Consider the following 15,568-nt stretch of genomic DNA (forward strand, 5'->3'; position numbering starts at 1 on the left):
TCCAGGCCCCGTCCGGCGGATGCGTCAGTCGCGCAGCGTGGCATGCGGGCTGCGGCCGTACGCCTCGCGGTACATCACCGCGAACCGGCCGGTGTGGGCGAAGCCCCACTTCGCGGCGATCGCGGTCACGGTGTCGCGTTTGCGGTCGGCGGTGATCAGGTCGCGATGCGCCTGGGCCAGGCGGATGCGCCGCAGGAATTGCAGCGGCGTCGTCTCCAGGTGCCTTCGGAACATGTACTGCACCGCCCGCGGCGAGACGTGCACGGCCAATGCGATGTCGTTGAGCGCGATGTCGTTGGTCGCGTTCTCCTCGATGTAGGCGATGGCACGACGCAGTAGCAGCGGCGTGGCGTCGGTCCGGTCGTGCGCCGGCGAGTCGTCCGGCACGATTCCCGGGAAGGTGGACAGTGTCACCGCGCCGAGCAGTCGACCGGCGTGGCCCAGCACCAGCGGCGTCGCCTTCGCGTCGTCGGCGAGCACGCTGTCCCGGATGTAGGTCACGGTGTCTTGCCACATCTTGGCGGCGGCCGCGTTGACCGGGGTGAACTGCTCGAAGCGCAGCGAACGGGACCGGACGGACTGAAGCTTGCCGTGGGCCGCTCCGACGACGAGGGCGGGATCCAGCAGCAGCACCGTCGCGGTGAGGTCCTCGGAGAGTGCGTCGTACGGCAGAGCGGGTTGAGACATCAGTGCGAGGTCGCCCGCGTCCGCCGCGCCGACGACGCCGTCGCAGTGCCCGGTCACCCGGCCGGCACTGGGCCAGACCACCATCACCCGGTTCAGCGCGTCGGGTTTGGCCTCCACGGTGCCCGGCATCCGCATCTCGTCGATGACGAACGCGCCGGCATCAGTCCGCCCGTGGCGGAGGAGCGGCGACTCACCGGCTCGTTCGGCCGTGCGATGAAGACGCATCCGCGCCTGATAGGCCGCGTCGAGGTAGGGCCCGACCTCGTCCGGATCGCTCAGTTCGACTCTGGAGCGAGTCGGCCGGCTGTGCATGTTCGTGTGCTTGTCGATCATGATCACCTCGGCAGGGGTGACGCAGTTCGGAGCTTGGTGCTGAACCCCCGGGACTTGTGCTCCACCTTAGCCGGTGCCGGCGTACCCGGCCGGTATGTCACACCTTTGTCAGACTTCCCCAGCGCGCCGTCACGGTGGTCTAACCTGCCGGCCGGGACAGCGCGGCATCGATCGCCGACGGGCTGAGCACCCGGTCGAGCACCATGGCGGCGCTGCCGATGACCCCGGACCGGTCACCGTAGGTCGAGGGCACCACCTGCAGCGTCCGCGTTGCCAGCGCCGTCGCATTGCCGTACAGGGTCGCGCGCATGCCCGCGACGAAGATGTCGTAGGCGCCCACCATGTCGCCCGCCACCACCAGCACCGCCGGGTTGAGCAGGTTCACGGCGCCGGCGAGCACCTCGCCGACGTGGCGGCCGCTGTCGCGGATCAGCCTGCGCGCCTCGGCGTCCCCCGCATTCGCCAGATCCACCACGTCGCGCAGGTGCCCGACGTCGCGGCCCTGCGCCCGCATCGCCGCGACCAGCGCCCAGCCGCCGGCGACGGCCTCGAGGCACCCGGTGTCGCCGCATCGGCACGGCATGCCCGCTGCCGCTGCCGTTTTGTTGTGGCCGAACTCCCCCGCCGCCTGCGCAGCGCCCCGCAAGAGCGCACCACCGGCGATGATGCCCGCGCCCAGCCCGGTCGACGCCTTCACCACCAGCAGGTCGTCGATCGGCGGGCCCTCGACGCGGCGTTCGGCGAGCGCGATGGCGTTGGCGTCGTTGTCGATCACCACCGGGGCCGCGGTGAGGTCGCGGAAGTAGGGAGCGAGCGGGATGCCGTCCCATCCGGTCATCACCGGTGAGTCCAGGCTCGCGCCGCGGGTCCGGTCGATACTGCCGGGCAGGCTGAGCCCGACACCGAAGACCGTGTCGCGCCGCCGCCCGGACTCGCGCAGCAGGTCGTCGAGGCGGGCGGTGACCAGTGGCATCAGGTCGTCGGGCCGGCATCCCGGGTCCTGGTCGATGTCGCCGACGGCGAGCATGTCGCCCGCCAGGTCGCACACCGCGAGGCGGACCCGGCTGCGCCCGATCGCGGCTGACAACACCACGCCCGCGTCGGCGTTGAACGACACGAACGACGCCGGCCGGCCACCGGTCGAGGGTGCCTGTTCCCGCTGGTCGACCAGGCCGTGCGCGGCGAGCGCGACCACTCTGGCCGACACCGCAGTACGGGACAGCCCGGTCAGCTGACCCAGTTCGCCGCGCGTGACGTCGCGCCGCTCCCTGATCAGCGCATACAACTCGCCGGCGGACGCCGGTGAGAGTCGCAGTGCGGGCACCGTTGCAGCGTAACCTCGACCACTTTTGTCTTTCAAGTGCCTAATTCAGTTGGCTAGTAGGCAGAAGTCTCGTTACCGTGGCCGCATGAGTGTTTCCCTGGATCGGCCTGTCTCGGTCGTCGCACCCGCCCCGGCCGTGCGGTGGCTCGCGGTGTTCGCCCTGGCACTCGGCGGGTTCGGCATCGGCACCACCGAGTTCGTCGCGATGGGCCTGCTGCCCGACATGGCGGCGAGCCTGGGCATCAGCGAGCCGACCGCCGGCCACGTCATCTCCGCCTACGCATTGGGCGTGGTGGTCGGCGCGCCACTGATCACCGCGCTGACCGCCCGGATGAACCGCAGAACGCTGCTCCTCGGCCTGATGACGGTGTTCACGGTCGGCAACCTCGTCACCGTCCTCGCCCCCACCTACGGAACCCTGATCGCGGCCCGCTTCGTCGCGGGCCTGCCGCACGGGGCGTTCTTCGGGATCGCGGCACTGGTCGCCGCCCACCTGATGGGGCCGAAGAACCGCGCCAAGGCGGTCGCGCACGTGATGACCGGCCTGACCCTGGCCACCGTGCTGGGTGTGCCGATGGCGTCCTGGCTGGGTCAGTGGCTCGGCTGGCGGGCCGCCTTCGCCCTCGTCGTCGGCATCGGCGCGCTGACCGTGACGGCGCTGTGGTTCTGGCTGCCCTCACTGCGGTCGATGCACGCGACGAGTCCGAAGACCGAACTCGGCGCGCTGCGCCGGGTCCAGGTCTGGCTGGCGCTGCTCATCGGCATGGTCGGCTTCGGCGGGATGTTCGCCGTCTACACCTACGTCGCGACCACCATGACCGACGTCGCCGGCCTGTCGCGCCAACTCGTCCCGCTGGCGCTGATGATGTTCGGTCTCGGCATGGTGGTCGGCAACTTCGTCGGCGGCTGGGCCGCCGACCGGTCGGTGGTCCGCGCGCTCTACGCCTCGATCGGAACGCTCGCCGTGGTGCTGGCACTGTTCGTCGCGGCGGCCCACCACCCGGTCACCGCGCTGATCGGGCTGTTCGCGGTCGGAGCCGCCGGGTCGGCGGTCGCCCCGGCGCTGCAGACCCGGCTGATGGACGTCGCGCACGGCGCGCAGAGCCTGGCCGCGGCGCTGAACCATTCGGCGCTCAACATCGCCAACGCCACCGGCGCCTGGGTCGGCGGGCTGGTGATCGCCGCCGGGTACGGGTACACCGCGCCCGCCGCCGCAGGGGCCGCGATGGCCGTCGCGGGGCTCGTCGTGCTGACCCTCTCGGTGGCGCTGGGCCGACATTTGATCAAATGACCCCCATGTCCGTACTCGACGCGTTCCGCCTGGACGACAAGGTCGTCATCGTCACCGGCGCCTCCTCCGGCCTCGGGGTGTCGTTCGCCCGGGCGTGCGCCGAGGCAGGCGCCGACGTGGTGCTCGCCGCCCGCCGGGTCGAGAAGCTGGCCGACACCGCCGAATTGGTGCGCGGTGCGGGCCGCCGGGCGCTGACCGTCGCCACCGACGTGGTGGACCCGGAACAGTGCCAGGCGATGGTCGACGCCGCGATGAGTGAGTTCGGCCGCGTCGACGTGCTGGTGAACAACGCCGGCGTCGGCACTGCCGTGCCCGCCACCCGCGAGACGCCCGACGAGTTCCGCGCCGTGGTGGACATCAACCTCAACGGCTCCTACTGGGCGGCGCAGGCCTGCGGACGGGTGATGGAGCCAGGCAGCTCGGTGGTCAACATCTCGAGCATCCTCGGCATCACCACGGCGGGCCTGCCGCAGGCGGCCTACAGCGCGAGCAAGGCCGCGATCTCCGGACTCACCCGGGATCTGGCTCAGCAGTGGGGCGTGCGCAAGGGCATCCGGGTCAACGCGATCGCGCCGGGTTTCTTCAAGTCCGAGATGACCGACCAGTACAAGCCGGGCTACCTCGAGAGCGTGATCGAACGGGCCGCCCTCGGTCGCGTCGGTGACCCGGCGGAGCTGGCCGCCACGCTGGTGTGGCTCGCCTCGCCGGCCGGCGGGTACGTGACGGGCCAGACGATCGTCGTGGACGGCGGCGTCACCATCACCTGACCGCACCATTCTCGCGGGCGCCACGGGGCCGGTCACGCGTCTCATAGAGATTTCACATGTGCGCCGTCTCGCCCGCGCGGGTATGCGGTCGCCGTGGCACATCAGTCCTTCGACTTCCGGTTCGACTCCCGCTATCGGATCGCGGCGCTGCCGTTCGGCATCTGGCCTTCGCGATGCGGCGTCGACCTCGGCCCGGACCGCATCACCGCCCGGTTCGGGCCATGGCGGTTGGAGACCGCGCTCGAGAACATCGCCGACGTCGAAGTCACCGGGCCGTACCAGTTCATCAAGACCGCAGGCGCCGCGCACCTGTCGATCGCCGACCGCGGCCTCACCTTCGCGACCAACGGCGACCGCGGGGTGTGCCTGCAGTTTCGGGCGCCGGTGCCGGGCATCGAACCCACCGGACGCCTCCGGCATCCCAGCCTCACCGTCACCGTCGCCGACTGCGACGGGTTCGCCGCCGCGGTGCGCCAGCGCCTGACCTGACGGCCGGCGCTGCGGCGACCCTTACCCGGCGGACAGCAAACCCTTCCCCCACGGCGCGAGATTCTGGCTCGGCGGCGATTACCCGGGCGGGACGCCCTCGCGACGATGGATGACGTCCTGCTGTACACCGCACAGAATCAAGGAAGTCTGATGTTCGCGACAACACCGACCGGCCCGAGCCGCCCCGTATACGACGAAACCGTGCGCATGCGTACCGCCGACCTGCCGGTGAAGCCGCTCGCGACTCACGTCCCCTCCCCTGACGTACCGATGAAGGCGCTGCCGAAGGCCGTCAGCGGCTTCGACGGCAAGACCGTGCGGCTGCGGCCCGTCGAGATCATCGGCACCGTCTCGGACACCGTCCGGCAGCGCTACATCGACCTGGCCAAGAAGCCGAGCCCGCCCACCAAGTGGGCCATCGCCCGGGTGCTGTTCGTGCTGTTGCTGGCATCCATGCCGATCCTGGCGATTCCGGTCGAGGTGTTCGGACTGGTCCACCAGAGCACGACGTCGATCGTCATCATCGCGCTGCTGGCCGTGCTCGGCGCGATCATCGCGTTCGTGCCGCACCGAATCGACATGGTGGTCGGGCGTGGCCTGATCGCCGGCATGGTCGCCTGCATCGTCTATGACGCGGCGAGGTTGTTCGCCGTGCACGTCTTGAAACTGATGGGCGACTTCATCCCCGTGATGGGTTCGTTCGTCACCGGAGAGCCCGAGACCAACGGCAGTGCCGCGGTCGGCTACGTGTGGCGTTACATCGGCGACGGCGGCGGCATGGGTGTGGCGTTCTTCATCGCCGCGTTCGCGTTGGGCATCGACCGGTGGAAGAGCGTCTACGCGGTGCTGGCCTTTGTGGCGATGTCCGTCTTCCCGCTGTGGAGCGGACTGATCGGCACCGTCGTCGTGGCGCCGCGCGGCGAGGAGATGATGTTCGACCTGAATCCCGCCACGTTCACCATCACGCTGATCGGGCACCTGATCTTCGGTCTGGTGCTGGGGCTGGCGTTCCTGAAAGCGCCGCGCGGCGCCGGACACAGCGAATGGCCGTGGCCGCCGATCCTGGAGTCGGCGAAGGTGAAGCGGATGATCCCGCAGGCATGGAGAGCCACCCACCGCGCGCCGCGCGCGTGATCTGACGGTGGGCGAGCCGCGGGTCGTCGGGGACCACTCCGACGGCCCGCGGTGGCGCGTCCGCCGTGTTTGCGACCACGGATCGGCTCCGTGGGCGAAGATTGCCGGGAGAGGAGGTCCTCATCGTCATGTCGTCGCACCTGGAAGTCCTTCGGCCGTCGGGTCGGGAGCTCGTCCCGCTGACCGGCCAACGGGTGACCCTTGGCAAGTCGTCGACCAACGTGGTGGCGCTCGAGCACGACGACACCGTGTCGCGCCTGCACGCGGTCCTGGAGAACCTCGGGTTCGCCTGGTCCATCCGGGACCTCGGCAGCCGCAACGGGACCCACCTCAACGGCGAGAAGATCACCGCCGAACGCGTCCTGCGGTCCGGGGACGAGGTGCGCATCGGAAAGACGAAGCTGGTCTTCTGGGAGGTCAGGGACTCCGGCGGTGCGCTCGACGAGGAAACCGTCACGGCCCAGCCCGCCGAGGTGCCGCCCCGGCTGACCAGGCGGGAGGTCGACGTGCTCGTCGTCCTGTGCCGGCCACTGGTCTCCGACGACCCGTTCCCGGAACCGGCATCGGTGCGGAAGATGGCCGGCGAACTGTTCGTCTCCGAGGCGGCCGTCAAACAGCACCTGCAGAATCTCTACGACAAGTTCGCCGTCCCCGCCGAGGGTGACCGGCGGGTGCGGCTGGCCAACGAGGCACTGCGGCGTGGCGCCGTCACCCTCTCGCAGCTGCGCGCTACGTGAAGTCGAGCGCCTCGACGGTCGCGACCGGGCCTTCGTGCGTGGGCCGGTCGGCGCCCCCGATGCAGTACACGGTGGAGCCGACGGCGGCCACCACCTGACCGTGCACCGGGGTGTTGATCGGCGCCACGGTGGACCACTTTCCGGTGTCGATGTCGTAGATCTCGACGGTGGCCAGCACGCGCGTCGGTTCCTCGCCACCGACGGCCACGATCCGCCCGTCGACCAGCGCGGCGCCGTAACTGCCGCGGGCAGTCGGCATGTCCGGCAACCGTTCCCACGTCCCGGCCTCCGGGTCGAAGCGCTCGACCGCCGAGGAGTTCTCGTCGGCGGTCAATGCCCGCCCGCCCACCGTGTAGACGTAGGTGCCGTCCGACACCGCCACGAGATGCTCACGCGGAGTGGGCAGGTCGGCCGCCGTGGACCAGGACTCGCCGTCGAACACCTCGGTCGCCGTGACGAGTTGCTTGTCGTTCTGCCCACCGACGACGACGAGCTTGTCGTCGACGACGGCCGCCGACGGTGCCGCGCGGGCGAATCCGAGGCTCGGCAGTTCCTCCCACGCGCCGCCGCGCAGCGCGAAGACCTTGTTCGACGCTTCGGCGACGGTGTCGGTGGCCCCGCCGATCACGATCATCTCGCCGCGGAAGGCCGCCGCCGTCGCGTGGTGCAGGGGTATCGGTAGCGGCGGATGCTTCTGCCAGGCACCGGTTTTCGGGTCGTAGCTCTCGACGGTGTCGAGGGACTGCGAGTGCCCCAGCATGCCGCCTGCGATCCAGATCTCGTCGTCGAGCACGGTCGACGCCATCATCAGCCGCGGCGTCTGGGCGTCCGGCAGCGCCCGCCATGCCGCCGCCGGCTGAGGCCTGCGCGGCGCCAGCTCCAGCGCTTCGGCCGACGAGGTGACCTGGTCGTCGCCGGCGCCGGTCGACCCGCTGATCGCGTACACGGTCTTGCCCACCGCCGCGACCCCCGAACCGTGCCTCGCGGTGCCGAGATCCGGCAGGTCGCTCCACGTGGAGGTGGTGAGGTCGAGCGCGGCGACACTGTCGAGGACCCGACCGCGGGACATGCCGCCGACCGCCACCAGCCGGGCGTCGGTGACGGCCACGCCGAAATCACTGCGCGGCAGCGGAAGATCGGGCATGGCCGACCACCTGTCGGCGATCGGGTCGTAGGCCTCGACCGCCGCCAGGTCGGCGGTGCCGTTGGTGCCGCCCACCGCGTACATCAGCTTGCCGTCCGACGCCGCGCCCAGCAGCTGCCGCGGAGTGGGGATGGGGGCAGCCGGCTTCCAGGAGGTGCCGTCGTAGACCTCGGTGGTGTTCAGCAGTCTGCCGCCGGAGTCCACCCCGCCGGTGACGACGATGCGGTCACCGACCACGGCGGCCGCCGCGGCGGCCCGCGGTTGCAGCAGCGGCGGGAGCTCCACCCAGCGGCTGTTGACCACCCGCCAGACCCGGTTGGTGGCGATCCTCTCGTCGGCGCCCTCGGTGCGCCAGCCGCCGAGCACCACCGGAGTGTGCTGCCAGGTGACCGCCGCCGCGTGCTGGACGGGGACGGGCAGGTCCTCGCCACCCTTCCAGCTGTCGATGGCGGGGTCGAAGCCCTCGTGGCCGCCGCTGACGCGGTTGTCCGCGCCCACGCCGCCGAAGATCCAGATGGTGCCGTCGGCCTGGGTGGCCGCGACCGCGTCGCGCGCGACCCGCGCATCGGCGACCGGTTCCCAGACGGGCGGCGGTTCGGCGGTCGGACGGCTCGACGCGGCCTCCGTCGGCGGTGCGGCGTCCTGCGACGAGGTGACCATGACGATGCCGCTGATCACCAGGAGCAGCACCGCCACGATGGCGGCTCCGGCGATCAGCAGCCTCTTGCCGTCGCGCTTGGCGGGCGGGCCGGGATCGGACTCCATCACCCGCGGGGGTTCGGGGACCTTCGGCGGGATCTGCGCGGCCTGCCACGGCAGGCTCGACCCGCTGATCGAGGTGGTGTGCGCGAACATGTTGGGGACCGGCGGCGGAAGGCCGTCGTCCGGTTCGCCGGACGGGTCGCCGGCGTCACTCACCAGTGGCAGGGCCTGGGTGCCGTCGTCCTGGTCCGGTGCGGGACCGGCGTCGCTGAGCGCCATCGGATCGGCGGTCAACCCGTTGTGTCCCTGTGCCAGTTGGAGTTCGCGGCCGAACTCCGCCGCCGATCCCTGCCGGTCCCCCGGCTCGCGCGACATCGCCTTCTCGATGGCCGCGCAGACGTCGGCCGGGATGCCCTGCGGACGCAGATCCGGCACCGGCGTCGAGGTGATGCGCAGGTAGTGCGCGATCAGGTCCTCGTCGGCCTTGCGCTCGTGCGGTGGCGTCCCGGCGATCAGCGCGTAGAGCGTCGCGCCGAGGGAGTACACGTCTGCCGCGACCGTGGGCGGGTTGCCTGCGAGCACCTCGGGTGCGGTGTAGGACAGGGTGCCGGTGAAATAACCGGTCACGGTCTTGTATCCGCCGGTGATGCGGGCGGTGCCGAAGTCGCTGAGCTGCGGTTCGCCGTAGTCGTTGGCGAGCACGTTGGCCGGCTTGATGTCACGGTGCAGTGTCCCGGTCCGGTGGGCGGTCTCCAGCGCCCCGGACAGTTTCACCCCGATGCGCAGCGCCTCCGGCCACGCGATGCGGCCCTCCCGGCGTAACCGTTCCGCGAGCGAACCCCGCGAGTGGTAGGGCATCACGATGAACGGCCGACTGCTCTCGGTCACGCCGACCTGCAGGATGTTCACGATGTTCGGGTGCCCGGACAGGGCTCCCATCGCATAACCCTCGCGCAGGAACCGCTCCCGGTCGTCGTCGTCGAGATCGGAGGCCAGCACCTTGATGGCGACGCTGCGGCCGAGGGACTTCTGGTGGCAGCGGTAGACCACCCCGCCGCCGCCCCGGCCCACTTCGTTCGCATCCCCGAAGCCGGCGGCCGCCAACTCGGCCGCTATCCCGCCCGCCATGGTGTCTCGCCCTCCGGTGACATGCCGATTTCCTTCGCTTGAAGGTACCGAGCAAACATTCGGAAAAGATGAAATTCCGCATCACTCACCGGCGCGCTCGCAGGACGTTCGCGGGCTACAGGCTGCGGACCAGTGCGGCGGCGTGCACGGTCTCGTCCACGACGAACCACAGCCGGAGCTCGCCCTCGCGCCGCCCCCAGTGAATGACGACGTCGTCCGTGCGCTGAATCGGCTTGCGGTACTCGACGACTGCGCGGTACGGACCGGTCGTCATGTCCGGGTACCGGGCCAGCACCTCGTGCACGCCATGCCAGTAGACCGTGTTGTTGACATGCCTGAAGTGGTCGATGTCAGTGTGCCGCAGTGCGAACGGCACCGAGGACTCCGCGTCGGCGGGGCCCGGCAACCATGGCCGCCACTTCAGCCGGGTGTCGTCCGTGGTGGACGCGAACCGCTCGAACAGGTCGCCGTCGATCAGTGACGGCGTCTGGGTGTCCTTGTTCATGTTGATCCAGAAGCCCTCGGTCTCGACCAGGCCGCCCTCCGCGCCGTCGAGCCGCACCCGCATCGAACACCAGCGGTTGGAGATGCCCGAACACCACCGCCGGAAGGTGATGTCGCTCGGCCATTCGATCGGTTCGACGACATCGATGACGGTGCGCTGAACGATCCAGTGTGGATTGACGTCGGCGAACCCGGAGTCGATCAGGTGCTCGGCCCCGACCTCCTGGATGTACCGGGCGACGCCGTCCAGCCGGATTCGCCGGTGCTCGTCGATGTCGCTGGTGGTCAGCCGCCACCCCGTCCGGTACACGTAGCCGGTGTCCGGCAACGCGTGCAGCGGTCTCGCCGCGTCCGGCTGAGCAGTCGACACGGTACCGACGGTAACGCATGCCCGTACCTCGGATAGGGTCGCGCGGAGCGAGGGGGCGACATGCGGACGATCGAGACCGATTACCTGGTCGTCGGCGCCGGTGCCATGGGGATGGCCTTCGCCGACACCCTGGTCGCCGAGAGCGATGCGCGGGTCGTCATCGTCGACCGTGGCAGTTCGCCCGGTGGGCACTGGACGCGCGCCTATCCGTTCGTCCGCCTGCACCAGCCGTCGGCCTATTACGGCGTCAACTCCCGTCCGCTGGGCTCCGGCGCGGTCGACGATGCCGGGTGGAACGCCGGCCTGCACGAGCTAGCCACCGGTGACGAGGTGTGCGGATACTTCGACGAGGTGATGGAGAAGGTGCTGCTGCCGACGGGCCGGGTGTCGTACCTGCCGGACAGCGAGTACCTCGGTGATGACCGGATCGTCGGGCACGACGGTGACGAGGTGACCGTCGACGTGCGACGCCGGACGGTCGACGCGACGTACCTGCAGACGGTGGTGCCGTCGATGCGCCCGCCGGCATACGGCGTCGCCGACGGCGTCACGTGCGTGCCACCCAACGAGTTGCCCGCGCTGGCAGAGGGTTTCGACCACTTCACCGTCGTCGGTGCAGGCAAGACGGGTATCGACGCGTGCCTGTGGCTGCTCGCCGCCGGAGTCGCACCCGAGCGGCTGCGGTGGATCATGCCGCGCGACGCATGGCTGCTCGACCGCGAGAACATCCAGCCGGGAGCCGACTTCCTCGATCGGTTCAAGACGAGCTTCGGGGCGCGGCTGAAGTCCATCACCGACGCCGACTCCGTCGACGACCTGTTCGCCCAGCTGGAGGCCAACGGCAACCTGCTGCGGCTCGACCCGGCGGTCCGACCCACGATGTACCGCTGCGCCACGGTGTCTCGCGCCGAGCTCGACCAGCTGCGCCGCATCGACGACGTGATCCGGCTGGGACGCGTCGAGCGGATCGAGCCCTCCGCGATCGTGCTGACCGGCGGCGAGGTCCCGTCCGCCGGTTCGGCGTTGTACGTGGACTGCACCGCCGACGGTCTCGAGAAACGCCCGGCGGTGGACGTTTTCGACGGAGACCGGCTGGTGCTGCAGAGTGTGCGCGGCTGCCAGCAGGTGTTCAGCGCCGGCCTGATCGCCCATCTGGAACTCAGCGGCGCCGACGACGCCGCCAACAATGCGCTGTGCCGGCCGGTGCCCCATCCGGACGCCGACGTCGACTGGCTGGCGATGACGCTGGCCGAGCACCACAACGAATTGCGCTGGCTCGCGGAGCCCGAACTGATGGATTGGCTGGCGACGTCACGACTGAACCTGCTGCGCGAGATGCTCACCCCGATGCTGGCGCGACCGAGAAGCCGCGAGCGGTTGCTCGGCATGATCGCCAAGGCATTGCAGGCCGCCAACGACAAGCTCGAGCTGCTGCTGCGCGAGGGCTGACTATTCGAGCGCGTGCAGCTGGTCGAGGATCGACCCGAGCAACTGGCCGTCGGTGGTGGTGTGCAGGCGCACGGGTTCGAGGCGGCTGCCGCCCGACGGCAGTTGCCGCTGCATCTCGTCGTGACGCTCCAGCACGTCGTTGACCAAGCCGCCGAAGTCCTGGAGGTGCTGGTTCAGGAACCGCGTGCAGCTGTCGAGGAGCTCGACGTGTTGCCATGCCACGGAACGCCTTCGGCAGTTCTCCGCGATCTCGAGCATTCGCTCGTAGAGGTCGCCCAGATGGTGTGCGGCGCGGACAACGCCGTCGGGGTCGGCGGTGTCCTGGCCGGCGCCGAACACCGCCGCGAACTGAGGCGCGCGCAGGTAGGCCGCTGCCTCCGCGACGACGTCGTCGGCGGCGCGCAGGTGCCGGGTGAGGAATTGCGCGACGTCGCTGCCCGTCCGCAGCCTGCCGGCCGGATGCGTGGCCCGCCCGACCACCTGGGCGATCTTGCGCTCCTCGAGCGCGGCCCAGCGCTGGAACATCACGGACGCGAAGGCCGCCAACGCCCAGCCCGGCGGCTTGTCCCGCACCATCTGGTCGACGAGTTCGGGCGTGGGGACGAGGTCCGCGGTTCGCATGGCATGACGGTAGGCGAGGGCACCGACAAGCCGAGGGCATGCGACCGTTGACCCATGACCGTCACCGTCGAGTCGTTCGAGGTCGCCGATCCGCCGGACGTCTGGACACGGGCCGGCTTCAGCGTCTCGGGGGACGTCTGCCGGGTCGGCGGAGTCGGCATCCGGCTGGTGGGACGTTCTCGCGGCGCCGGGATCGTCGGGTGGTCGTTGCGCGGCCTGCCGTCCCGCGCCTCGGCCCACGACCTCGACGGCGTCCCGACGACATGGACCGACGTCGCCGCCGAGCCACCGGCCTCTCACCCGAACGGCGTCGTCGCGGTCGACCACGTCGTGCTGCTGTCGCCCGATCTTCGCCGGACGGTCGCGGCGCTGGGCGCCGTCGGAGTCGAGCCACGCCGGCAACGGGATGCCGAACTCGGCGGACGTCCGATGCGCCAGATCTTCTTCCGGTTCGGCGAGGTGATCGTCGAGGTGGTCGGCTCGCCGGACACCACGGACGAGGGGCCGTCCACCCTGTGGGGTATCACCTACGTCGTCGCTGACATCGACGCGACCGCCGCGTTCTTCGGTGACCGCACCGGACCCGTCAAGGACGCGGTGCAGCCCGGACGCCGGATCACCACCCTGCGCCATCACGACCTCGGCATGTCGGTCCGGACGGCCATGATGTCGGCGCGTCGATGAGGTCGACCACCCGACCCTTGCCTATTCTCGGCGCATGACCGAGGACGTCGTCGTCATCCACACCGACGGCGGGTGCAGACCGAACCCCGGACCCGGTGGTTGGGGAGCGGTGCTGCGCCAGCGCCAGCACGTCCGCGAGATGTGCGGCGGCGAGCCCGGCGAGACGAGCAACAACCGGATGGAGTTGACGGCGCCGATCATGGCGCTGGAGGCGCTCACCCGTCCCGTGGTGGTGCATCTGCACACCGACAGCACCTACGTCCGGAACGGCATCACCAAGTGGGTGTTCGGCTGGGAACGCAACGGCTGGTTGACTTCCGCGAAGCAACCCGTGAAGAACGTCGACCTCTGGCAGCGGCTGCAGGCGGCCTGCGCGCGGCACCAGGTCGAGTGGTTCTGGGTGAAGGGACATTCCGGCGTCGCCGACAACGAACTGGCCGACGTGCTGGCGACCCGGGGCATGCAGGAAGCGATCGACGGGGCGGCGCTGCTCGCCTGACCGGTCAGCGCAAGGCGCTGGCGAGGATCGCACAGCCGCAGCACCGCGCCGATTGCCCCGGAGTGTCCCGTTGTGCCACGAACAGACATGCCCCACACTCGTCAGGCGATGATCGCCATCATCGTCGAAGACGGTGATGGGATCAGCATGGACCAGGCATGGCGTACCGGACGAATACGAATCAGCTCATGCTGACGTGGCTGGCGGCTCTGGTGCTCATCGTCGTGGTGACATCCGTCGTCGTCGTGAAACTGCTGGCGCGTAGGCGCGCGCCCGACCCCGGCTGGTTCATCGACAGCACGCGCGCCGCAGGAGCGCTCACCGTGATCGGCACCATGTTCGCGGTGCTGATGGCCTTCACCATTTTCTACGCGCTGCAGAACTACCAGCGCGCGCGAGACGGCGGCAGCATGGAGGCGATCGCGGTCACCGAGTTGCACAACGTCGCCGATGTGCTCGAAGGGCACCAGGGGGAACGCCTGCACGGTGACCTCATCTGCTACTCGCGTGCGGTCGTCAACGACGAATGGCCCGCGATGGCGCGCGGCGAACGATCGGAGACCGTGCAGCACTGGGTCGACGCGATGGTCTTCGATTTCGCGGCCACCGATCCGACGAACCCCAAGCAGGAAGCGGCCTACTCGCAGTGGTTCGACCAGCAGGCACAGCGCAGGGACGGCCGCCGTGCCCGCGCCGCTGAGATCGATCCGTCGGTGCCGCCGCCGCTGTGGATCGTGTTGGGAATCGGTGCGTCGGCGATCTTCATCTACATGTGCGTCCAGGCCGACCGCCGGGAGAGCGCCGTCGTCCAAGCGGTTCCCATCGCGTTCGTGTCCGCCCTCGTCACGTCGGCGTTGCTCGTGGTGGCGTTCCTCGATCACCCCTACGCCGATTGGGCGGGCAGCATCCAACCCGACGAGATGCGGGTGACCCTGAGTCTCATCGACGACGGTCACGCCGTCCCGTGCGATGCCAACGGTGATTCTACGTAGGGCGCTCGCTCCTCGCTGGGACCCCGAGACTTGTTCGGGGTAGCACTACCTGCCGGGTCACGGCAGCCTCATTGTCGACCCGCTTTCCGCGAAGCCATGCTGGCAGACGACGCAGCAATCTTCTACGGCAGGAGTCCTCCATGAGTACCGCAGTTCGCGACGACCTCGTGCTCTCGCACGCCGTCATCACCGCCGACGTCACGGCGCGGTTCGATGACGTCGACATCGCGGAGTGGTTGAAAACGCTTCCGACACACGAATACCAGCGCTGCGCACCGGGTGATCACAAGGCCGCCGGCTACACCGTGGACGACGACGGGACGCCGATGTCCATCAACATCGAGATGATCGGCACGGGTTTGGTGGTGCAGCAGTACCGCTTCGACGTGGCACAGCCGCACTACTGCAGGATGGTGTCGCTGTCGGACATTCTCACCCCGTCGGGATGGACCACCACACAGGTCATCTGGGAACTGCGCATGGAGCAACTCGACGGCGACCGCTGCCGCTACACCAACACGGTGACCTCGCACCCCACCGAGGACTTCTTGAAGTTCATCGCCCAACAGGGCCAGACATTCGCCGAGGCTGCGCACGCTCGCCAGGACGCGTCCGGACGGCACTGCCGGATCGAGACACCCCGGTACGCCGAGAGCATCGCACGCTGGGCGACGGCACGCTCAGCTCTGACCGCGTAGCTCCTTCACATCTGA

The 15,568-nt window shown here is 69.7% G+C and carries 15 protein-coding genes; 10 read left to right on the plus strand and 5 right to left on the minus strand.

The features are described from left to right. Positions 1-24 precede the first annotated feature (24 nt). On the minus strand, positions 25-1,020 hold the full coding sequence (locus tag AB0K11_RS09440; protein ID WP_364975126.1) for a helix-turn-helix transcriptional regulator: 996 nt from the start codon (positions 1,018-1,020) through the stop codon (positions 25-27). A 139-nt stretch (positions 1,021-1,159) separates the two neighbouring features. Then, positions 1,160-2,344: an ROK family transcriptional regulator gene (locus AB0K11_RS09445; RefSeq protein ID WP_364975129.1), complete on the minus strand. Its 1,185-nt coding sequence runs from the start codon at positions 2,342-2,344 to the stop codon at positions 1,160-1,162. A gap of 85 nt (positions 2,345-2,429) precedes the next feature. On the opposite strand from AB0K11_RS09445, the gene AB0K11_RS09450 reads away from it, so the two are divergent. The 5 genes from AB0K11_RS09450 to AB0K11_RS09470 all read left to right on the plus strand — a co-directional run bounded on the left by AB0K11_RS09450 (position 2,430) and on the right by AB0K11_RS09470 (position 6,762). Then, a complete protein-coding gene (locus tag AB0K11_RS09450) occupies positions 2,430-3,635 on the plus strand; it encodes an MFS transporter (RefSeq protein WP_364975132.1) in 1,206 nt (401 codons plus the stop codon). A 5-nt stretch (positions 3,636-3,640) separates the two neighbouring features. Next, on the plus strand, positions 3,641-4,402 hold the full coding sequence (locus tag AB0K11_RS09455; RefSeq protein ID WP_364976719.1) for an SDR family oxidoreductase: 762 nt from the start codon (positions 3,641-3,643) through the stop codon (positions 4,400-4,402). A gap of 93 nt (positions 4,403-4,495) precedes the next feature. Beyond that, on the plus strand, positions 4,496-4,891 hold the full coding sequence (locus AB0K11_RS09460; protein ID WP_364975134.1) for a hypothetical protein: 396 nt from the start codon (positions 4,496-4,498) through the stop codon (positions 4,889-4,891). Positions 4,892-5,098: 207 nt separating this feature from the next. Beyond that, entirely contained in the window at positions 5,099-6,025 is a 927-nt protein-coding gene (locus AB0K11_RS09465) for a hypothetical protein (RefSeq protein ID WP_364976721.1), read from the plus strand. Between the two features lie 128 nt (positions 6,026-6,153). Next, positions 6,154-6,762 carry an FHA domain-containing protein gene (locus tag AB0K11_RS09470; RefSeq protein WP_364975136.1) on the plus strand — a complete coding sequence of 203 codons (609 nt, stop codon included), beginning with the start codon at positions 6,154-6,156 and terminating at the stop codon, positions 6,760-6,762. Here AB0K11_RS09470 and AB0K11_RS09475 read toward each other — a convergent pair. Together AB0K11_RS09475 and AB0K11_RS09480 are read right to left on the minus strand one after the other, a co-directional pair. Beyond that, on the minus strand, positions 6,755-9,736 hold the full coding sequence (locus tag AB0K11_RS09475; protein WP_364975139.1) for a kelch repeat-containing protein: 2,982 nt from the start codon (positions 9,734-9,736) through the stop codon (positions 6,755-6,757). The two genes, AB0K11_RS09470 and AB0K11_RS09475, sit on opposite strands and share 8 nt — an antisense overlap. A gap of 115 nt (positions 9,737-9,851) precedes the next feature. Beyond that, positions 9,852-10,610, minus strand: a complete 759-nt coding sequence (locus AB0K11_RS09480; protein WP_364975141.1) for an acyl-[acyl-carrier-protein] thioesterase — start codon at positions 10,608-10,610, stop codon at positions 9,852-9,854. A gap of 60 nt (positions 10,611-10,670) precedes the next feature. Here AB0K11_RS09480 and AB0K11_RS09485 point away from each other — a divergent pair, with 60 nt between their 5' ends. After that, complete coding sequence (locus AB0K11_RS09485; protein ID WP_364975144.1) at positions 10,671-12,059, plus strand: NAD(P)-binding protein; 1,389 nt, start codon at positions 10,671-10,673, stop codon at positions 12,057-12,059. Here the strand turns inward: AB0K11_RS09485 and AB0K11_RS09490 are convergent, their stop codons facing one another. After that, positions 12,060-12,680: a hypothetical protein gene (locus AB0K11_RS09490; RefSeq protein WP_364975146.1), complete on the minus strand. Its 621-nt coding sequence runs from the start codon at positions 12,678-12,680 to the stop codon at positions 12,060-12,062. A gap of 54 nt (positions 12,681-12,734) precedes the next feature. Between AB0K11_RS09490 and AB0K11_RS09495 the strand changes: the two genes are divergently transcribed. The 4 genes from AB0K11_RS09495 (at position 12,735) to AB0K11_RS09510 (ending at position 15,553) form a co-directional block, all read left to right on the plus strand. After that, on the plus strand, positions 12,735-13,364 hold the full coding sequence (locus AB0K11_RS09495) for a VOC family protein (RefSeq protein ID WP_364975149.1): 630 nt from the start codon (positions 12,735-12,737) through the stop codon (positions 13,362-13,364). A gap of 34 nt (positions 13,365-13,398) precedes the next feature. Next, a complete protein-coding gene (gene rnhA, locus AB0K11_RS09500) occupies positions 13,399-13,863 on the plus strand; it encodes a ribonuclease HI (protein ID WP_364975151.1) in 465 nt (154 codons plus the stop codon). Positions 13,864-14,051: 188 nt separating this feature from the next. After that, positions 14,052-14,855, plus strand: a complete 804-nt coding sequence (locus tag AB0K11_RS09505) for a hypothetical protein (RefSeq protein ID WP_364975153.1) — start codon at positions 14,052-14,054, stop codon at positions 14,853-14,855. 140 nt (positions 14,856-14,995) lie between these two features. Then, on the plus strand, positions 14,996-15,553 hold the full coding sequence (locus AB0K11_RS09510) for a hypothetical protein (RefSeq protein WP_364975155.1): 558 nt from the start codon (positions 14,996-14,998) through the stop codon (positions 15,551-15,553). Positions 15,554-15,568: the final 15 nt, after the last annotated feature.

Source organism: Mycobacterium sp. NPDC050551, assembly GCF_040674075.1.
Classification (GTDB): Bacteria; Actinomycetota; Actinomycetes; order Mycobacteriales; family Mycobacteriaceae; genus Mycobacterium.